The following is a 21287-nucleotide window of genomic DNA, read 5'->3' as shown; positions in this document are numbered from 1 at the left end:
ACGCTTGATTTTTAGCCAGGTCAACGTTACCAGGCTGGAGTTAATTAGCAGGCTTTTAAATAAAAACAACACCACAAAATCAAAATAATATGAATGCCTCGCAGGTTTTTTCCGTCGTTAGCGCCATCGCAGCATTGCAGTGGCTTTTGTTAATTGCATTGCATAAATGGAAAGTTACGCAGTGGTTGGTTAACCACGCTGCTGTCCCATTATTGCTTTCGGTAATTTATTGCATTTACATTGCCGGCTTTTTCGGTATCCATGGCGGTGGTTTTGGGTCGGTACAGGAAGTTCGTATCCTCTTTAGTAACGATAACCTGTTACTTGCCGGTTGGGTCCACTACCTCGCTTTTGATTTATTGATCGGTTTTTCTATAGTTAAATCGGCCAGGGCTTCGGCGGTCCCGCATTGGCTGGTTATACCTTGCCTGGTGCTCACCTTTATGTTTGGCCCTTGCGGCTATTTACTTTATCAAATTGTCCACAAAATAAAATCATCCAAATGAAAACCTTATTCGTCCGTATCAAGACTATTAGTCCGCTTCTTTATTACTGCGCGTTGGGTCATTTAGCCTTATTTATACTGATGCTCATCATCGCCCAATTTGATCATCGCCAACTGATGGGGATTAATTTGTGGACAAAGCCCATCAAATTTGCAATCTCCATCGCCATATACTGCCTAACATGGCCCTTGCTGCTGCAATACCTGCCTTATGAACAGCTCAAGAGGCGCTTCGTGAATTTTACAGTTTTTGCCATGAGTTTTGAGATGCTGGCCATCGCCACGCAGGCCGCAAGAGGACAGCTATCACACTATAATACTTCGGGTGCTTATAATGCGCTTGTATTTAGTACGATGGGGATAGTGATAGTGTCGCAAACGCTGTTTGCCCTATACATTGGAATAAAGTTTTTTAAGGTGAAGGCTGTAAAATTAACACCCGCTTTGCTGTGGGCTATCCGCCTGGGTATAATTATGGCTTGCATCTTCGCGCTTGAAGGCGGTGTAATGGCATCGCGACTGGCCCACACAGTAGGCGCTGCCGATGGCAGCCCTGGCCTGCCGCTTTTTAACTGGAGCCGTATAGCCGGCGATTTACGGATAGCCCATTTCATGGGCCTGCACGCGTTGCAAATTATACCGCTGTTTGTTGTTTTCAGCGGGGTTAAAAATAGCAGGCCGGCGGTTATTTTTGCAAGTGTTTATTTTATAGCCGTTTCGCTATTATTTTATAATGCTATGCTGGGGAGGCCGTTATTTTAGAAAAGCAAATTTAGTCCAAAGTCGGGAGTCTTAAGTCAGAAAAACTTCAGGCTTAAGACTCCCGACTTATGGCTTAATCCTACATATATTTCCCGTTTACCAGCCACTTGGCTATTCGTAATATGGTATGTTCGTTTTTATCTACCCCGGCAGAAGCAATAATAGTTTTACCAAATCCATCAGGCGCTATGGTGTACGCCATAGTTTGGCTATCCTTTTTGGTGTTTATGATAAATTTAGATGCACTGTTACCACCGCTAAAACTCACCTTGACAACTATCAACCCATCGGGTAGACTAAATTCATAAGTGTCGCCCTCGGGACCCGATGAAATATTTTTAAACTTGCCAATAGCTTCCAATCCCTGGTAAATCATGTTATCGTCTTTTATCATAACAGGAAACATCATGTTTCTTTTTACAATATTGTATTCTGTTCGTACAATAGGGTTCTTGCTTTTCAGTGCTATAAACTCGTTTATTTTTGCCTCGTTAAGCTTATCATCAACTATTATCCCGCTTTGGCCTATTAGTTTAGCAAAAGATTTTTCGGCACTTAATATACTCAGTGTAAATAAGCCCACCTGGCTGGTTGTTAAAAAAGAGAAGCGATAGTAAAAGTCAGTATTGTTTTGAGGATCAGGGGGCAAATCACTGGCCAATACGGCGATGATCAGTTTTTCGCCGCTCATGGAATACAGTTCGTAATTGGCGGGCTGGGCAAACCCGGCTTTAAGCTTTACTATCCTGGCAATCTCTTTGCCATCAACACTAAGCATCCCCGATTTGTAGGAAACCGACTGGGCAGCCAAAGGGCCGGCCAGCAACAATAACACCACTGATGTGATTATCGCTTTAATTGTTTTTCTCATTTTTTGTACTTGTAAGGTTAATTTTGATAACTTGTTTAGGTTTATGGGGCTTGAAATTGCTAATTGGCTAAACCCAATTAAAGGTAAGGATATTTAATAGGTATGCTATACTAATTATATGTTAAAATACCGCGCCGGTAATGTAAAAAAAGCTGTCGCTTAAAAAGTGACAGCTTCTGCATTTTTATGATTATTCAGCGCTCGTTAAAAAATTTTCTGCAACAAATCCGGATGGTGCGCGTGCAGTTTAACAATCAGTTCGCCAAACAGGGTATTTGCCCAGGCAAACCATTTGCGGGTGAAGTTATTAGCATTATCCTTATGGAAACCTTCGTGCATAAAACCGGTGCCGGCGTGCGTGTTTTTAAGCATATGCAGGCAACGGGTAATCTCTAATTTATCCGTCGAGGTAAGGGCACGCATAGTGATAGCCATTGGCCATATAAAATCAATACCTACGTGTGGGCCTCCAATACCTTCGGCAACTTTGCCTTTAAAAAAGTAGGGGTTATCCAAACTCAATACAAAGCGACGGGTGTTTTGATATAACGGATCGGTTACCGGCAGCGAGTCGAGGTAGGGTAGTGCCAGCAGGCTGGGCACGTTGCTGTCATCCATTAATAATTGGTTGCCGTAACCATCAACCTCAAAGGCTAAAATTTTGCCATATTTTGGATGGTTTACCACCGCGTATTTTTTAAGTGCAGCATCTACTTCTGCTGCAAGGGCTGTGCATTCGGCGGCTGTTTTGGCATCTTTACCTATCACGCTAAACATTTCGGCCATTTGCTTTAAGCTGGTAACCGCAAAGTAGTTGGCAGGTACCAGGAAAGGGTATATAGTGGCATCATCGGATGGGCGGAAGATGCTGCAGATGAGCCCAACGGGTTTCACCGGGTTGCCATAACCCCTGTTTGGCGCAGTATCACTGGCGGTTTCAGTTTTACGCTGAAAATGGTACGGACCCTTGCCGTTTTTGCGTTGCTGTACTTTAAAAGTATCTAATATGGTTTTGCCCGCTTTTTGCCAGGTTTCGTCAAAAAAGCTGCTGTCGCCGCTTATTTTCCAGTAGTTATAGGCCAAACGCACCGGGTAGCAAAGGGAATCAATTTCCCATTTGCGCTCATGCAGTTCGGGTTTCATATCGGTAACGTCGCTATCCCATTCGCTGCCCGTTGGGCCTTCATTAAAAGCGTTGGCGTACGGGTCAATCAATACGCATTTAGCCTGGCGGCTTAACACACCCTGGATGACTTTTTTAAGTGCCAGGTCGTTTTTAATCAGCGGCAGGTACGGCCAAACCTGTGCCGATGAATCGCGCATCCACATGGCAAAAATATCGCCGGTGATTACAAACGTATCGGGTTTGCCGTCTTTTTCTGAATAATTTACGGTAGTATCTAAAGTATTTGGATAGCAGTTTTCAAAAAGCCAGGCTATTTCCGGATCTTTTATATTCGCTTTAACTTTTTGTATGGTGGCTTCAACCGCTTTGCTGGTAAATTTCCTGTCGGCAAGTTTTGGCCGGTGGCTTTCAAATACAGGTGAGGTTTTGCCCAGCCAGCTTGTTGCCGGTACTACACCAAGGCCTAAGCCGGCAGTGGCAACGCTGTTAATTTTAATAAAATGTCTTCTGGTGATCATAAGTAGTTTAAATGGTAACTGTAAAAATATAAAAGCGTTTCGCAATCCAAAAAAAATCATGCTAAATTAATTTACCAAGGGTATTTGACGCTATTACTGATATTTTAAAAAGCGAACACCAAGCCAGGATGATTCAAAAAAACCGCTACTCAGCATTCACTACTCACCACTCACCATTTGCTACTGTACCGCCAAAATGCTAATTTTCACCCATGCATCATCCTGAAGAAAACCCCTGGAAAATAACCTCTGAGAAATCAGTTTACGATAATCCCTGGATTAACCTTACCGAGTACCAGGTAATTAACCCATCGGGCAATCCGGGCATCTACGGCAAGGTTCATTTCAAGAACCTGGCTATAGGCGTTTTACCATTAGATGATGACCTTAATACTTATATTGTTGGCCAATACCGTTTCCCCCTTAATCAATACAGCTGGGAAATGCCCGAAGGTGGTGGCCCCGAAGGAACCGATCCCCTGAAATCGGCCAAACGGGAACTGCTGGAAGAAGCCGGGCTTAAAGCCAGTAAGTGGACGGAATTAATGCGCCTGCACCTTAGTAATTCGGTAAGTGATGAATTGAGTATCATTTACGTAGCTCGCGGCCTTAGCCAGCACGAAGCCGAACCTGAGGATACCGAGCAGTTTGTAATAAAAAAAATACCTTTCGCCCATATTTACCAAATGGTTTGCGAAGGCCGAATTACCGATGCCATGACGGTTGCTGCGGTACTTAAAGTACAATTATTGCTTTCAGAAAACCTTTTGTAACCTTATACGTTTCCAAAAAATGCCTAAATTTGGCAGTTGATGAAAAAGTTTTTAGGCTATTTTCTTACCCCTGTGGCTACGGGAGTGTTTTTATTGATACTGGTTATATTTCAACCTATTCAATGGGTATGTTTTCGTTTTTTTGGCTATTCGGCACATAAAAAATCGGTTGATATTCTGAACCTGTTTTTGTTGCGGTCGGTTTATTTGCTGGGTAATACGGTAACTTTTATCAATAACCAAAACCTGCCTGTTGGTCGTCCCATCATATTTTTGGCTAACCACCAGGGGTTGTTGGATATACCGCCAATGATATGGTACCTGCGTAAATACCACGCCAAGTTTATATCCAAAATTGAACTTACTAAGAATATTCCCTCTATATCCTACAACCTGAGGCATGGTGGCGGGGCCAATATCGACCGGAAAGACCAGCGTCAATCCATCACCGAAATTATGAAGCTTGGCGTACGGATGAAGGAAAATAAATGGTCGGCCGTAATATTTCCTGAAGGCACACGCTCAACAGACGGCACAATAAAAACTTTCCAGGTAGGAGGTATAGCCACGATACTTAAAAAATGCCCCGAAGCGTTATTAGTGCCTGTAGCCATTAAGGATTCATGGAAAATGATTCGCTATGGCCAGTACCCCCTGAATACATTTACGCCCATGAAGTGGGAAGTGCTTACCCCCATTGAACCAGCCGGCCGCCCGATAGAAGAAGTAGTATTGGAGGCCGAGAACCAGATCAGGACTGCACTGGCTTCTTAATTTGAAGATTTGAAAATTTGAGGATTTGAAAATGCAGGGGGAGAGAGGTGCATATTTCAGATTGTGCCCGAGGTAATTTAACAGGTAGGGGCTATGTTGTTTCAAATTAAAACCATTCCCCTATTACATTTTCAAATTTTCAAATCCTCAAATTTTCAAATTCTCTTCAATCTTGTTGATATTCAGCCAAATGTTAACAAATAAATCACATCATATTTACGTTTATATGAAACGTTATCGCTTATTTTTATAGACCTATAAAATGGGTCAGTTAAAATTTACTTAAAACAATTTTTATGACCTGGAGAAAATTTAGCGGTGAGGTGATCCAAACACCCATCATGGAAGAGGTTGAAAAGGCGATTGAACGCGAAGCCGCCCTCGGCAACAAGCTCAAAGTATGTATCGGAACAGATTCGCAGGTAAAAGGTAGTGTAACTGATTTTGCCACAGTTATCGTGTTTCTGCGCGAGAAACGTGGCGCGTTCATGTTTATCCACCAGGAGCGTACCTCGCAAAAAATGACCATTAAGGAAAGGATGCTGAGCGAGGTGCAGAAATCAATTGACATTGCCTACAAACTTTGCGATCTGCTTGACCTGTATGATGTGGAACTGGAAGTACATGCCGACATTAACACCAACCCAATGTTTAAATCAAATGCCGCGCTGCACGAAGCAATGGGGTACATTTTGAGCATGGGTTTTGTATTTAAAGCCAAGCCCGAAGCTTTCGCAAGCTCCTACTGCGCCAATAAAATAGTGCAGTAAAAGCCTTGAAGTAAACGGCGTGGTATTTATATTTGGTCTTTTACCACAAGACCGAACAAACTATGTCGCCACTAATTGAAATTAACGATCCGGCCCTTGCCGGCCCGAACACCATACTTATCGACGCCCGCGCCGGTAAAGATACCCACGACCGCTACCTTGCCGGTCACCTTAAAAACGCCGCGTATGTTGACCTGGACCGCGATTTAGCTGCCCACGTTACCGACGCCTCCCAGGGCGGACGCCACCCTTTACCTCCAATTGAAGATTTTGCCGCCCTTTTGGGCCGTTTAGGTATTACGCCAACAAGCCACGTGGTGGTTTATGACGATAAATCTGCAGCTTTTGGCGGTGCCCGCTTTTGGTGGATGCTGAAGGCAATAGGTCACACTAATGTACAGGTATTAAACGGTGGCTTACAGGCTGCCAAAGATGCCGGTATCGAATTAAGCACCGAAGAATTTACCCCAACCCCGGTTGAAGCTTACCCGGTACCTGCAGATTATACCGGCACCGTAGCGATTGGCGAGGTTGCCATTGCCGCCCATGATGCAACCCGGATTGTAATAGATGTGCGCGAAACCCCACGCTATTTAGGCCAAACCGAGCCTTTAGATTTGATTGCCGGCCATATACCAGGCGCATTTAACCTGCCTTATATTACCAACCTGGGTGCCGATGGTAAATACCTGGATGCTGATACATTGCGCAAAGTTTATGATGACGCCATAGGGGATATTGCCCACCAGGAGATCATAGTTCACTGTGGATCGGGGGTTACGGCCTGCCACACCTTGCTGGGTATGGAGTACGCCGGCATTACCGGGCCGCAATTATATGTAGGGTCGTGGAGTGAATGGTCGAGACGTAAATTGCCTATTGGTACAACTACGAGATAAAAATGTATATTTACAACAATATTGTACTTTATAGTTGATTGTGAAAACATACGTTTTAAAAACCGAACAAAAAATCCCGATTGGTTTAGATGAGGCCTGGGATTTTTTTTCCTCGCCCTTAAACCTGGCTAAAATTACCCCGCCCGATATGAGCTTTGTGGTAACATCCGATTATACTGCCGATACCAAAATGTACCCCGGTATGATCATCACCTACAAAATTGCGCCGGTTGCGGGTATCAAAATGAACTGGATGACCGAGATTACCCATGTTGCCGATAAACAATATTTTGTTGACGAGCAGCGCTTTGGCCCATATGCTTTATGGCATCACCAGCATCATTTTAAGGCTATTGAAGGCGGTGTACAGATGAATGATATTTTGCACTATGCCATACCCTACGGCTTTATAGGCACCATTGCAAATAAGATTTTTGTGGGTAAAGAGGTAAATAAGATTTTTGCCTATCGGAATAAGGCGATTGAAAGGCTATTTGGGTACTAACGATGCCCATCCGCTGCATCACAGCGTTATACAACCTATGACATAGTTAATTTTCCTGTCATCCTGAGTAACCTTTATTTGCGCACAAATGATCGCATTGTAAATGACACCTTTTTTTTCAATTGATAATCAGTTGGTTACAAATGTGTCAATGGCAGGTACGAAGGATCTATCAGCTGTGCATGACCGATAGAAAAGTTCGCAAATAGATGCTTCGTACCTCAGCATGACAGTCTTTTATTTTTTAATGTCATTCTTTCCCGATGGCTGTGTCCCCACAGCCATTTTCCCTTATCTCATAACATGTGGGCAGCTGTATGTGAGGACACATACAGCGGAAGAAGAAGCTCATGATCCATTCACAATCATTACCAGATAAACAGCGGTACCAGCCAAATTGGCGAGATGTAGTAAGGATCGTAGTAGGGTTCGTAGTATTCGATAGTTTCTTCTTCAACAATGGTAGTGGTGGTGGTGCCACCGCCGCCGTAATTGTTGTTATTGTTATTTTGTTTTTGCTCTTCCTCCATCAGTTTAATCATCAGCTCCGATCCCTGGTTTATCATATCTACCATGGCATCTTCGCCAACATCTTCGGGCTTTATCGCGCTGTTGCAAATATCTTCTATTTCACCCCAGGCGGTGTCGGCCATCAAATCATTTTGCCAGCCCGATACGCTGGTATCAAACCTGTTTTCGTTGATGAACGACATAAACACAATTTCGGCCGGGTCGGCTTTTTTAAACATAGCTACAGCAATGCGCAGGTCGTCAAAACGCTCATTGTCGGTAAAGTTGAACCAGTCATCGTCGTTATCAAAGTCGAAATAGCTGCTAAAGGCAAACTCGCCTTTTTCCAGGTCGACAAACGAAAAAACGTCGTAAACTTTCAGGTATTCGCTATAGCGCTTCATGAAGGTGTCAAATACACCGCGGCCTTTTGAGCTTACCTTATAAACCGAGCCCGAGCTGATGATGTAGCCATTGGCAACAAGTTCCTGGAACAGCGGCTGTAGTACGGCATCGTCGCCATAAGCGCTGCTGCTAAACTGGTGGTTGCCATTTATCATTTCGTTTAAAACGATAATTGCTTTAAACGTTTTTTTATTATCGTCAGATAAAAGCGTGTTTTTTCTTAATTGGATAGCCATAATTTAAGTAAATGTGAGCCCCCTCTAAATCTCCTCCGGGTAGGGGAGACTTTGGACTGCCCGGGATTCAAGCTAATTAAAATGTAAAACTAATTTGAAAATTGATATTATCGCCTGTGGCCAAATCCACCACGACTACGGCCGAACCCAGATCTGCTGCCCGAACTCCTGCCGCTGCCAAAGCTGCTGCCTGAACTGCTGCTGCCAAAGCCGCCACTCCTTACCCTGCTGCCCGAGCTGCGGTTGCTGAATGATCTTTGCGACCTGGTGGGCTGGCTCAAACTGCTCCGGCTGCTGCTCCTGGACGACATGTACGATGAGGTAGTTGGCCTGAACGTAGTATAGGTACGCGTACGGGTATAATAATGCGGATAATAACCGTAGTGGTAAACGGGTACATAATAACTGTGCGGGCGTAAAAAGTAGCTTAAAATCAAAAAGTCTGTTAAGCCGAATGAGGAGTGGTAGTAGTTGTTATACCCCACGTAAGTTGGGTTGCCCTGGATATCCAGGTTGGCGGTGTTATTATTGCCCGTTGGCTGAATATTAACACTGGCCACCGTTACCGATTGCGAATTGCTCACATCATCAATAATGTTCAGCTTGTTGTTATCGGCTTCCTGTACCTTCAGGTAATCAATGTTGCCGTCCTTATCCAGGTCCAGGTTGTTGATCTGGTTGGCCGGGTTGTTAATGGCTTTTTCGAGGGTTTGCGGGTCGGTACTGTTTTTTACAAACTGGGCAAGCTTATTTACGTCAAAACCGGCAGTGGTATTGTTTTCGATAGTGACATTGTTTTGCTGCGGCGGGTTTTGGCTGCATGCCGAAAGACTAACCACTAAACCTGTAAGCGCTATGAATATTTTTTTCATGATGATTTTATGGGTTGTTTGCCGGCATGGCGGTTTCTGGTTTGGGTTACGCCGACTGGCTTTTTTGTATTTGTTTTTATTTAGATGCAAGATGTTGTACGATGTTACAAATTTTTTTGAATAGCGTCAAGAATTAAGTGTCGGGATTCAAGACTATGGTAACGCTCAAGGGTAAAATTAAAGAATTATAAAGGGGAAATGACATTGGAAAAAACTGACGGTTTTGGAAAAACGAAGAATTTTCGGGCTTCCCAAAGGCTGTTTTTCCAGTTCCCTCTCTCGGGAGGGGCGCGATGGAAATGTGCGCAAAGGCAGGGAGGGGTTTAATGAATTTTTTATTTTTCGGGGAACGATTAGCAAAAAAGCGATGTTGTTGACGTTGTTAGCATGGCGGCGATTCGACTCACCCCGACGAGGCTACGCCCGTCACCCCTCTCTCCGACTGCGTCGCATAGAGGGGTAAAAAAAAGAAAGAAAAGAAAAAAATGAGCTCCACCCTCTTTCCGGCGCAGGTGAGTGTTGCACAACTAAGCCATGAAAAGGAATGCTTGTTTTATAACCATTTGACGCGCGGAGATTTGAATATAGACTAACTTGCTTTTGGAGATTGTTGAATATTGAAATCTCAGAAGGTTGATTGACAGTATTTCAAACTCTGGAGCTTATGCGCTTGGTTGCGCAACACTCACCGCAGCCGAAGAGAGGGTGGTCGGGCGTAGCCTCGACCGGGTGAGTCGTAGCCAGCGTTCAAAGCCAAAGCCAATGTTAAACCAACTACCTCATCGGGCAGCGCAAAATAGCCCCCCCTCCACTAATTTGCCATTCCATCAAATATTAACTATTTTACCAACGCAGTTGCCTATGGTTACACCTTAAAAAACATTACCTGTGTTTAAATATTACCGCCTTATTGCTACCTTATTTTTGTTATTTACGGGTCCGGCATTTGCCCAGGTAACCGATTTTAGCAGCATTCCTAAAAGCGATTCAGACAAGCTGTTGAAAAACGGCCAACCTGCCGACCTCGGCCACAGCCATTTTCCTTTACTGAAGGAATACCGCGATATGCACATTTTTACCATCAACGATTCTGTTTTTGGTGCGGTGCCCTTCCGATTGTTTATCCCCCAAACGTATGACCCATCAGTGGCAACGCCGCTGGTTTTATTACTGCATGGCGCTGTCGGGGCATCTCATTTTAGCGATGCCATGGGGCAGCACAGGGTCACCGAGGCCGACGACGATCCCTTTATTGGAAAGCTGTGTAAAACAGGCAACATCATTATTATGCCCTACGGCGATGAAACCAAAAAGTTTAGCTGGGTGGTTAACAAATGGAGGCCCACTGAAAATCTCACTTTTAAAACACTGCTCAATATCATCAATGAAGTTAAACGATCTGTAAATATCAATGACGACAAGGTTTTTGCAATGGGGCATTCTGATGGGTCGGATGGCGCGTTTGCATTAGATGTGTATAACCCCACGCCCTTTGCGGGCTTTTTATGCTATAACTCCATGCTCACCAACTTGGCGGCCAACGATATCTATTTACGAAACGCCACAAATAAGCCGCTGTACGCCGTCCACTCGAATAAAGACGATATTCGCCCCATCGAGCAGGCCCGGGTGATTATAAAACTACTGGATTCTTTAAAAACCAATGTCAAATATAAAGAGTACTATGGCTACCAGCACTTTGATAAACATTTAGACCTCGATTACCCCAACGCCCTTAAATTTATCGACAGCACCCGCCGCACCCCGTACCCTAAAGCTATATTTTGGGAAACCAGCAGTCATTTATTCAGCAACTGCAATTGGCTGGTTATCAACAACTTGGATATTGCTTTAAATGCCGCGCCCTGGCATAAGGCATACAATATTGGCAGCTATTATAAAAACACCAAAACCTGGAAGAGCTATCCTTACTACAGTATAAACCCTAGCGCCGCTATAAAAGGGACCTACAATAACAACACATTTGAAATTTACACCTCGCGGGTAACCGCTTTTGAAGTTTTAATAAGCCCGCAAATGGTTGATATCAACAAAGAAGTAAAAATAATATTAAATGGAAAAACGGCCTTCGCCGGCAAGGTAAAGGCCGATGGTAATTTTTTCAAAAAGCAATTTGCCAAAACACACGACAGGAAGGCGGTTTGGGTTGCGGCGGTACCGGTGAGGGTAGTTAATTAAGTATTGTTCATGTTTCCAAAATCGCTTTTTTTTCAGTTTCCTCCCTCGGGAGCTACTGTGTGTACACATCTTTTAGGAAAAACCCCGGAGGGGTTGAATGTCGGTAGAAAAAGGATCAAAAATAGCTTTACGTGCCGTAGGTACGAAACTATTGAACTTTTTCAGTCAAATGGTATTGATAAATAGCCAAATTTGGCGGTTAGTTTCGTACCTACGGCACGAAAAGGGGGATGCTTAATTATTCTACCGACATTTCACTCCTAACGGAGTGGCTTTTATAAATTACTATCTCATATAAACTTGTGTACACACAGTAGCCCCGGCAGGGACGCGATGGAAATGCGGGCAAAGGCAGGGAGGGGTTAATTAACTTTTTCTTTTTTCGGAGAACGATTTAGCAAAAAACCTTCTCCGCAATCTGTGTCCTCACAGATCGCTCCCCTTTCCCTTTGTTGCTGTTGTCTCCATAGATTTCGACTATTAAAAAAGCCGGGGAAACGTGCGATTCCTTCCCTTGGGAAAGGAAGGTAGGGGTTAATTGAATATGCAGGCAATAATGATTATGGCGTAACATTTAAATGCCGCGCCCTGGCATAAGGCATACAATATTGGCAGCTATTATAAAAACACCAAAACCTGGAAGAGCTATCCTTACTACAGTATAAACCCTAGCGCCGCTATAAAAGGGACCTACAATAACAACACATTTGAAATTTACACCTCGCGGGTAACCGCTTTTGAAGTTTTAATAAGCCCGCAAATGGTTGATATCAACAAAGAAGTAAAAATAATATTAAATGGAAAAACGGCCTTCGCCGGCAAGGTAAAGGCCGATGGTAATTTTTTCAAAAAGCAATTTGCCAAAACACACGACAGGAAGGCGGTTTGGGTTGCGGCGGTACCGGTGAGGGTAGTTAATTAAGTATTGTTCATGTTTCCAAAATCGCTTTTTTTTCAGTTTCCTCCCTCGGGAGCTACTGTGTGTACACATCTTTTAGGAAAAACCCCGGAGGGGTTGAATGTCGGTAGAAAAAGGATCAAAAATAGCTTTACGTGCCGTAGGTACGAAACTATTGAACTTTTTCAGTCAAATGGTATTGATAAATAGCCAAATTTGGCGGTTAGTTTCGTACCTACGGCACGAAAAGGGGGATGCTTAATTATTCTACCGACATTTCACTCCTAACGGAGTGGCTTTTATAAATTACTATCTCATATAAACTTGTGTACACACAGTAGCCCCGGCAGGGACGCGATGGAAATGCGGGCAAAGGCAGGGAGGGGTTAATTAACTTTTTCTTTTTTCGGAGAACGATTTAGCAAAAAACCTTCTCCGCAATCTGTGTCCTCACAGATCGCTCCCCTTTCCCTTTGTTGCTGTTGTCTCCATAGATTTCGACTATTAAAAAAGCCGGGGAAACGTGCGATTCCTTCCCTTGGGAAAGGAAGGTAGGGGTTAATTGAATATGCAGGCAATAATGATTATGGCGTAACACCGCTGGTAGAAGCGGTGCCGGGCTATACGCTTATACTGCACAGGCATTAGGCGCGGGGCCGGTATCCACTTCCATCACTGACGCACGCTCGCGGAGAATTATGGTCTAAACACTACACAAAAACACCGTGATTTGCATGCGGGCACACAGGTCTGGAGGCGCGCGACAGCGAGAAGTGCTTGCGATAGCTGGGGAGAATAAATTAGGATTTTTTGTCGATACCAGCAGTACTAAAATCAAACCACATGTGGAAAACTTACCTGTTTAACATGCAACGAGCCATTTGTCTGATGTAATTTAGTTATCTTTAAATCTCAATAAATTCACCTAAATCCAACCGTTAAATATTATGTCGCTCACCGCTAAAATTGGTTTCGAGGTCATAAAGGCTATTGCGAACAAAGCCATCGACAAAACGATAGATCACGTTTTGAAAGACAATAAGACTGAATTAAAGGCTATTCTGAAAAATTTGCCTGAGCTATTTGAAACTCACTTAATTGAGCTTATAAACTGGTCGGCTGAAACGCCTTTTATGGACTTACATGCTCACCAGAATATTGAATTAACAACTGTGGAGTTAAGCATCTCTCCAGCAATTCAGAGATATGAAAAGATGTGGTCTACAGAAGAAATAAGTGAAAATGATTTATTAAAACTAAATAAAAATATATTATTGCTCGGCCATCCCGGAGCAGGAAAAACAACAACGGTTAAACGACTGATTTTAAACTATTTTCTTGATGGCTATCAAAACGTTGAGTATGATTTCCCCATCCTTTTAAAGTTTCGTAAATTTAAAGTCGGTTCAACGGTTTCAACATCTTTACTTGATTTGTTTGGAATACCTTATCAATCTCGAATAGTTAAAGTTGAAAGTAGCGATAATAGGGGAAATATTACAATGTCTGAAAGGTCGATTATTCACGTAGGCGACGTTCCGATTGACATATTTGTTGCTAAGTTCTTAAATGAAACAAAGGCCATATTAATTCTTGATGGCTTGGATGAAGCCCCACAAGAAAACCAAGATAATATATTAGAAGAAGTTGAAAGCCTCGGCCTGAAACTTTTGACAGGAAAAATAATACTTACTGTCCGAAAATCAAAGCTTTCCAGCACCGGCTTGGGATTTACAAAATTCGAAATAACCCCATTAGATGAAAAACGTATAAAATCTATCGCCAAAAGCTGGCTTGGCAGTAGTAAAGGTTTCTATGACGCCCTGAAAAATAAGCCTTATAGGGATTTAGCAAGCAGACCTATTTTTTTAACGCTACTCTTGATATTGTATAAATTAAACAACAAGAACCTTCCTTATCAGTCTTATGAGGTTTACAGGGATGCAACCTATTTAATTCTCAAAGATTGGGATGAGCATCGACGAATTCAACGAAAATCTGCGTACGCAGAATTCAATGCAAGGAAAAAGCTTAAATTTCTTTATGAACTATCATTTAATCTAACTTACCGGGTAAAAAAGACAATATTTTCTACGGCGATTCTTCGTGAAGTGTATCAGAACATATATTCATCCTATAACCTGCCGAAAGATGAGATTGACGATGTAATCTCTGAAATCCAATCCCATAATGGTATTATCTCGATTTCGGGTTACGATTCCTGTGAATTTAGTCATCTCTCCATCCAGGAATATTTATGCGCCGAACACATTATAACTTTACCCTTCTCAGCAAGTATTATAGCTTATTTCTATCAATATCCTGAACCTTTAGCGATTGCTATTACTTTATCCGGCGATCCCGGATCATGGTTTGCAAATTTGCTTCTTAATAAAAATTTAAATATCGGCGACATGGATAGGCAAGAAAATGGAGTGAATTACGATAACTCGATTTTTACATTATTATCAAGATTGGTGATTGAAACGCCAATCTTTAAATGCAGTGAAGAATTGGGGATGGCAATGCTTTATTTGCTATTTATAAGCTATACTTCCATCAATCTTATAGACATCATAGATCAGCTATTACGTTTTCCTAACGTATTTATATCCTTGAACATGGCATCAAAAAAATTCTCACTCTGGCGAGACGATAAAGAATATATGTATTTCAAAAGGACTGCTGTTTTTACAGGAAGTTACTTTTTAGAAATTCCACTTGAAGGGAAAATATCAAAGCAAAGTCTTTCTATGGGATCAATTAATTTTAGCGTCATAAATGATATTTTCAAATTTGAATATATCCGGGAAAGGGCTTAAAACTCCAACCTGGCCTAAGCGCAGACATTGCGGCTGCATCCGGGGGGATCGCTTGTGATTTGCAACTATTTGGCTTCTCGTCGGTGTTATCGCTGTATCAGCAAGAGCTTGTATTTACATATGCTTTAGCTGCAAATCTATATAATTGAAAGCTTCCTTAAGGCTAGCTGGAAACGGTGTGGTGATAATACCGACCACTGGCTGAATAACATAATTCTCAATAAAAAACAGTTTATATGTAGTTATATACACAAAAAAGGAATTAATTTACGCACCGATATTTAAACGTATCATATTAAATGGATATTAAAGCTGAAGTAAAGTCAATTGAAAAATTAAAGGACTATTTTTTTATTGTACCCGATTATCAACGAGAATATGTATGGACAGCTGATGTCCATGTCGCTCGTTTTTTGCAAGATATATCAGATGAGTTTTCTCCCACAGCTCTAAAGCAAAGCAATTATTTTATTGGATCAACAATTATAGTAAAACGTGAAGATGGTGCATATGATGTGGTTGATGGCCAGCAACGCCTAACAACTATTGTAATTTCATTATGTGCTATTAGGGATATACTAAAAAATTTAGTTGGCATAACAGATGAATTAGATACTGTCAAAAGCGAATTGCATAAAGTCGTTAAAGAACTTTTATATAAGTACGATATAGCAACAAAAAAACATACGCCTCGACTAACTCTACAATACGAGGAAAGTAAGGATTACTTGATTAAATTAATTTCTGAAAAATCTTTCACCGATACTTTGACTCCTTCGATTAAAAAGATGATCGAAGCATATGGTACAGTAAATGATTATCTTATAGAATTAAAAAGTGACGATCCTGAAACGTTATTAAATTTCATAAGCTATTTTTTAGCTAATGTCGAAATGGTTATTATCAGACCTGACGACTTGGGAAGTGCCTTGAAAATCTTTGAAACAATAAATGAACGAGGTGTAGGGCTAAATGCGATGGATTTATTAAAAAATCTACTTTTTAGTCATGCGAAAGAAGAAGATTTTGTAATTATTAAAAACACTTGGCGCGAAATGCTTAAAGGGTTAGATGAAAGTAATGAAGGAGATAAACCTTTAAGGTTTTTGAGATATTTTCTGATGGCTCGTTATCATAATGGGGTAATTAGAGAAGATGAAATTTACAAATGGATGATTTCAGCAACAGGTAAAAACAAAATCAAATATCAAAGTGACCCAATTTCTTTTGTTAAAGAGCTTAAAGCAGCAGCTTATACTTACGCCAATTTTGTCAAGGCTACAAATTCGTGGGATGCTGACAAATTGTATCCTAATATTACAGGAATCGGCTATTTAAGCAAAAAAACTTCAAGACAACATCTCGTCCTTTTAATGGCGTTACCCGGAAATATCTCCGTTGAGGTTATTAAATTCTTAGCAAAAAACATTGAAAGTTTAGTATTCTATTATGCGATTAATAGAACACTGACGAAGTCGTATGAAGCCTTATTTGCAAATTGGGCAATTAAATTACGTTTGGTTAAATCATTGGATGACTTAAAGAACTTTCTAAACGACGATTTTAATAAAGAGTTAACTGAACAACAAGCGAAGTTTGATGGACAATTTTCTAATAAAAGTCAAGGCGACTTAAATCCACAATATCGAATTAAATACATTTTAGGTAAAATTGAAGAGGATATCCGACAAAAAGTCAATTTTCCATCAGCGAATTTTACATTTTATCAAAGTCAGCAATTAGAACATATACTTCCGCAAACAGGCACAAATATTCCAGATACTGATTATCCACAATCGTATGATTATAGCAACGCTGTTTATCGATTAGGCAATCTAACATTGCTCGAGGCACCCATCAATCAAAGTCTCAATTACTCAAATGACATATCATCTAATGAATGGTTTATTATCAAAAAGACAGCTTATTTGAATTCGAATATCTTGCTTACCAGAACTTTTTCTCTGATTCAAATCGGAGAGCAAACGAAGTTTAATGGGTTTGCTACAGAAAAATTAAAGACGTTTGACGATTGGAATATTTTGGCAATAAATGAGCGACAAGATATTTTAAAACGACTAATTCAGGACATCTGGAAACTCTATGTCTAATTTTATATAGTTGATTTAAAGGTAATTGATATTAAAGGCTGCCGACAGTATGAGCCCACTTGGGGCAAGTGTTGCACACATAGCAGCGACTTAGCTCAATTGTGATCGTTACCCACAATATCGTCGTCGGAAAACATAGCGTATCCATCCCAATACATAATCATTTTGGCCCGCAATAGGGATGGAAATGGATACAGGCCCCGTGCCTAATGCCTTGTGCGCGTATGAATGTACAGCCCGGGCCGCAGGCATTGCCCTTATTTTAGATAAAGGATTATGGATAAATGAGCAAGTTTCGGTCCCTGAGGGGACGCAATACCACACTCGTCATCCGGCGGGCTGATATGTCACCCTTTCAGGGCTATCATAATAACCTTTTTAATCGATGGGCGATGCCCATCGCAGATGGATGCCACCCTTTCAGGGCTGTCTCGTTGTGTATTTTTATTTGATGGCCGATGTTCCATCACCGTTGGATGCCACCCTTTCAGGGTTGCTTTTTGTTGGCGCAAATTTAAATTGAAGGACTAGGCCCATTTAGCGCAATTGTTGCGCACAGGGCGGCGTGTTAGCTCACTTGTGACCTTATAAATGAGCTTTTTAACGCCTTGGTATTACGCTGAAATCATTTAACAACACCTTCATAATAATTATACGTTACTTTATCCCAACTGATAAAATAATAAATGCGGCCATTTTCTATTTTATCAAGATGTAATACATGGTTCCTCTCTCCAAAAATTCGGATACTTAAGTTTTTTAAATCTATTACCGCTAATTTGAAGCCCCAACCGAAAGAAGATTCTTTTATATAAACCGGTATGTACAAATTACAGTTTTGATAAATTAACGGCCCTCCAAATCCATATCCAGGCATTTGTTTACCATTAATCAGTAAGTTGCCTATTATCGGTGCGCCCTGACCAATCTCACGGAGGTTTTCATACTTTATCTTATAGCCTTCTATCTGTATTGCTTCGTCGAAATCCCATGGTGTTTGATTGTAACTCATCCTGATTCATTTGGTGTTTAAGCCCCATCCTACAAAACCTATCGCGGTATCACCACTGTATTCGACCAGATCAGATTGTTCTCACCGGTTTCAGCGAATTTTTTTGTGGCATCAAATGTTGTAAGCTGTTGTTTATTTACAAATTTGAAAAAGCCCACGCCAACTTTAAAAGGCGTGTTTGCAGTCATTTTGGTTTTATTGTACACCAACGTAATGGCGTAAATTGTTGATTTATGTGGGGCAACAAAGCTCACTACAGTAGCATCCGAGCTGCAGCCATTTTTCCAGATGCGCATTTTGACGTTATCTGTTTTTAATATGTCGGCCCAGGCGCATGATTTGTTCAGGTATTTTAACGTGTCGTTCGAGTTGTTGGTCACTTTTAGCACGCAGTCGAGATATATTACCTTTGTTGGAAAAGCGGGGTCGTTGCTGGCACTTACCGGTTTTTTCATTTGGTCCTGAGCAATGGTTACCACATAGCTTTTTCGGTCGTCGGCTGTTAACGCGCCGTTAGTTTGCTGTTTTGTTTTTGGCTTATACGCTGTTGTGTACGCTACACCGTTTCGCCCAAAGGTAAATACGATGGCAAAGAGTAGGAAGAAGGCGAATTTTTTCAATTTGATAAGGGTTCAATTTAAGAGTTCCAAGTTACGATTTTTAAAAAGTTAGGAGAACAATTTTAGAACCCCGCTTCCCTGCAATAGGGATGGAAATGGATACCGGCCCGGCGCCTAAGGCACTGTGCGCGTATGAATGTACAGCCCGGGCCGCAGGCATTGCCATGAAGTAGAGTCAAGAGGTAAGAATCAAGACAGAAAGACAAACGATACCCCGCTTTTATTGCTGATCCTGGTTAAATGATATGGGGCCCGAAGCGACTTGTATTGGCCAACACCCTACACAAATATTTTGATGCGCCTAAATGCGCTATCAATTTCATGTTAACCATGATTAAAAATAAAATGTTGATTATCAGGTGATTGTAAAATATTTATCTGAAATGTGTTAAGTTATGTTAACCATGTTTAGATGCGTTTCCCAATATCTGCATGCCGGTTTACAGCCCGCCCTGCCCATGATATAATTGCAGAGGCTTGTTTAATTGTAGTTTGATAACGGTTATGTACGGGTCTTTATATTTGTCGGGTACGTTGATGAAAACAAGGCCGGGTACCGGGCTCCAGGAAATTTTACCTACAATCTTGGGCTGTAAATGAGCGGTTGTTCCCACTACCTGTACATCTTTAATGGTGTTTTTCAAGCCTTTCAGCATAATATTTCCGGTGGTTTGTCCCGGTAAAAAAAGATAAATGGTTGTTGAGTCCTTTGATAGGGTGGTTGGCCCGTAAAAATGACCCTGGGGCAAACCGGGTAGTGTTCCAAAAATAGCTTCTCCATTTTTTTTATTCCAGGCGCCAAGCTCTTTTAAAATATTTACCTGTTCGGCGGGGATGGTACCATCTGCTTTGGGGCCAATATCTAATAAAAGATTGCCGCCGTTACTAACCGCATCAACAAAAATGCTTATCACCTCAAAAGGTGTTTTGTAATTGATATCATCGGGATGATAACCCCAGTTGTTGTTGGTTGTCATACACAATTCCCACCAATTAAAGTTAGGGCGGCTAACCGGGAAGTTTTGTTCGGGTGTTTCGTAATCGCCATAACCTTGCAGCCGGCCGTTAATGATAGCCGCCGGGTTGAGGTTTAAAATTTGTTTCCTTACTTTTTCCGAATGCCATTCGGCAGCGCTGTGTTCCCAGTCGCCATCAAACCACCACAAGTCGGGTTTATATGCTTTATTTACCTCGTCAATTTGCGATTGAAAAAAATGCTGAAACCGTTGCCAGCGCTCGGGCTCATCGGCAACTTTATACCGGCTGCTGTCTTTCAAAAAACCAGGATAATCAGGATGGCTCCAATCTATCAGAGAAAAGTAGGCACCGCGTTTGATCCCCTCTTTATCCAAAGCATCATAAAAAGGTTTTAACACATCCCTTTTTGCAGGCGAATTATCTACCACGTTGAAATGATGCTGCTTGGTAGGCCATAGCGCAAAACCATCGTGATGCTTGGTAGTGATAACGGCGTAGCGGGCGCCGCTTTGTTTAATTAAACCGGCCCATTCCGCCGGGTTATACCGGGAAGCAGTGAAGCCATTTAGCTGCTCCATATAGTTTTTATAACTTATTTTTTTGTTATGAAAGCTCCAGCTTTCATCAACCCCATTTACCGAGTAAATGCCCCAATGAATAAAAATGCCAAGTTTTGCATCGGCAAACCATTGCATTTTTTTCCGGATGGAATCGGGTGCGGTTTTTTGCTGAGCGCAAACAGTTAAGGAGTACGAAAACAAACAGGCAGCAATTACAATGCGCAGTGAAAGGTGTTTATGCATAAACAAATTTGAAAAATAAATTTATATAACCGGCCCCCACTTTGAAACCGGTGGTATACCTTATCCCGATAAACACGTTGCATCCGGCCATCACAAAGTTAAACAAACAGCCTATTGAGTTTTAGGTATTGAAATCATTTATCTAAATCAAACAAGCCATCGTTTTCCCCAAAGTGTCGGCAGGGGGAGCTTCGGGCGAAAACGGGTCGAAGATTACTTCGTGCTTACCGATGACAAGTTAGGTGTTATATAAACATTGGCTTTGAACGCCGGCGCAGCCTCGCCGGGTGAGTCTTCGCCGACATGCGATATACAACA

The 21287-nt window shown here is 41.8% G+C and carries 18 protein-coding genes; 11 read left to right on the top strand and 7 right to left on the bottom strand.

Going from position 1 to position 21287, the window contains the following annotated elements; all coding sequences use genetic code 11:
* Positions 1-89: 89 nt before the first annotated feature.
* Positions 90-506: an ABA4-like family protein gene (locus tag FSB76_RS08140; protein ID WP_147053103.1), complete on the top strand. Its 417-nt coding sequence runs from the start codon at positions 90-92 to the stop codon at positions 504-506.
* Entirely contained in the window at positions 503-1267 is a 765-nt protein-coding gene (locus FSB76_RS08135; protein WP_147053102.1) for a hypothetical protein, read from the top strand. The genes FSB76_RS08140 and FSB76_RS08135 overlap by 4 nt, the downstream gene beginning before the upstream one ends.
* A 79-nt stretch (positions 1268-1346) precedes the next feature.
* Here FSB76_RS08135 and FSB76_RS08130 read toward each other — a convergent pair whose 3' ends face one another.
* Positions 1347-2138, bottom strand: coding sequence for a hypothetical protein (locus tag FSB76_RS08130; RefSeq protein ID WP_147053101.1), 792 nt, complete (start codon positions 2136-2138; stop codon positions 1347-1349).
* Between the two features lie 204 nt (positions 2139-2342).
* Positions 2343-3782, bottom strand: coding sequence for a glycoside hydrolase family 125 protein (locus tag FSB76_RS08125; RefSeq protein ID WP_147053100.1), 1440 nt, complete (start codon positions 3780-3782; stop codon positions 2343-2345).
* 212 nt (positions 3783-3994) lie between these two features.
* Here FSB76_RS08125 and FSB76_RS08120 point away from each other — a divergent pair, with 212 nt between their 5' ends.
* From FSB76_RS08120 to FSB76_RS08100, 5 genes are all read left to right on the top strand, one after another.
* The gene (locus tag FSB76_RS08120) at positions 3995-4555 is read left to right on the top strand and encodes an NUDIX domain-containing protein (protein WP_147053099.1); all 561 of its coding nucleotides are present in this window, start codon (positions 3995-3997) and stop codon (positions 4553-4555) included.
* A 39-nt stretch (positions 4556-4594) separates the two neighbouring features.
* A complete protein-coding gene (locus FSB76_RS08115; protein ID WP_147053098.1) occupies positions 4595-5329 on the top strand; it encodes a lysophospholipid acyltransferase family protein in 735 nt (244 codons plus the stop codon).
* A 296-nt stretch (positions 5330-5625) separates the two neighbouring features.
* A complete protein-coding gene (locus tag FSB76_RS08110; protein WP_090652302.1) occupies positions 5626-6099 on the top strand; it encodes a ribonuclease H-like YkuK family protein in 474 nt (157 codons plus the stop codon).
* Between the two features lie 62 nt (positions 6100-6161).
* Positions 6162-6998 carry a sulfurtransferase gene (locus tag FSB76_RS08105; RefSeq protein WP_147053097.1) on the top strand — a complete coding sequence of 279 codons (837 nt, stop codon included), beginning with the start codon at positions 6162-6164 and terminating at the stop codon, positions 6996-6998.
* 40 nt (positions 6999-7038) lie between these two features.
* A complete protein-coding gene (locus FSB76_RS08100; protein WP_147053096.1) occupies positions 7039-7503 on the top strand; it encodes an SRPBCC family protein in 465 nt (154 codons plus the stop codon).
* A gap of 368 nt (positions 7504-7871) precedes the next feature.
* On the opposite strand, the gene FSB76_RS08095 is transcribed toward FSB76_RS08100, so the two are convergent.
* Positions 7872-8654 carry a hypothetical protein gene (locus FSB76_RS08095; RefSeq protein ID WP_147053095.1) on the bottom strand — a complete coding sequence of 261 codons (783 nt, stop codon included), beginning with the start codon at positions 8652-8654 and terminating at the stop codon, positions 7872-7874.
* Positions 8655-8761: 107 nt separating this feature from the next.
* Positions 8762-9526 carry a putative periplasmic lipoprotein gene (locus FSB76_RS08090; protein ID WP_147053094.1) on the bottom strand — a complete coding sequence of 255 codons (765 nt, stop codon included), beginning with the start codon at positions 9524-9526 and terminating at the stop codon, positions 8762-8764.
* Positions 9527-10414: 888 nt separating this feature from the next.
* On the opposite strand from FSB76_RS08090, the gene FSB76_RS08085 reads away from it, so the two are divergent.
* From FSB76_RS08085 to FSB76_RS08075, 4 genes are all read left to right on the top strand, one after another.
* On the top strand, positions 10415-11725 hold the full coding sequence (locus FSB76_RS08085; protein ID WP_147053093.1) for a hypothetical protein: 1311 nt from the start codon (positions 10415-10417) through the stop codon (positions 11723-11725).
* 760 nt (positions 11726-12485) lie between these two features.
* Positions 12486-12647 carry a hypothetical protein gene (locus FSB76_RS32075; RefSeq protein WP_158642862.1) on the top strand — a complete coding sequence of 54 codons (162 nt, stop codon included), beginning with the start codon at positions 12486-12488 and terminating at the stop codon, positions 12645-12647.
* 923 nt (positions 12648-13570) lie between these two features.
* Positions 13571-15445 carry an NACHT domain-containing protein gene (locus tag FSB76_RS08080; RefSeq protein WP_147053092.1) on the top strand — a complete coding sequence of 625 codons (1875 nt, stop codon included), beginning with the start codon at positions 13571-13573 and terminating at the stop codon, positions 15443-15445.
* Between the two features lie 299 nt (positions 15446-15744).
* Entirely contained in the window at positions 15745-17556 is a 1812-nt protein-coding gene (locus tag FSB76_RS08075; protein ID WP_147053091.1) for a DUF262 domain-containing protein, read from the top strand.
* 625 nt (positions 17557-18181) lie between these two features.
* Here FSB76_RS08075 and FSB76_RS08070 read toward each other — a convergent pair.
* From FSB76_RS08070 to FSB76_RS08060, 3 genes are all read right to left on the bottom strand, one after another.
* Positions 18182-18568, bottom strand: a complete 387-nt coding sequence (locus FSB76_RS08070; RefSeq protein WP_147053090.1) for a hypothetical protein — start codon at positions 18566-18568, stop codon at positions 18182-18184.
* A gap of 38 nt (positions 18569-18606) precedes the next feature.
* Positions 18607-19188, bottom strand: coding sequence for a hypothetical protein (locus FSB76_RS08065; RefSeq protein ID WP_147053089.1), 582 nt, complete (start codon positions 19186-19188; stop codon positions 18607-18609).
* Between the two features lie 440 nt (positions 19189-19628).
* Positions 19629-20969 carry an alpha-L-fucosidase gene (locus FSB76_RS08060; RefSeq protein WP_147053088.1) on the bottom strand — a complete coding sequence of 447 codons (1341 nt, stop codon included), beginning with the start codon at positions 20967-20969 and terminating at the stop codon, positions 19629-19631.
* Positions 20970-21287 lie beyond the last annotated feature (318 nt).

This window comes from Mucilaginibacter ginsenosidivorax (assembly GCF_007971525.1).
Classification (GTDB): domain Bacteria; phylum Bacteroidota; class Bacteroidia; order Sphingobacteriales; family Sphingobacteriaceae; genus Mucilaginibacter; species Mucilaginibacter ginsenosidivorax.
This window is presented reverse-complemented; position numbering and strand designations above follow the sequence as displayed.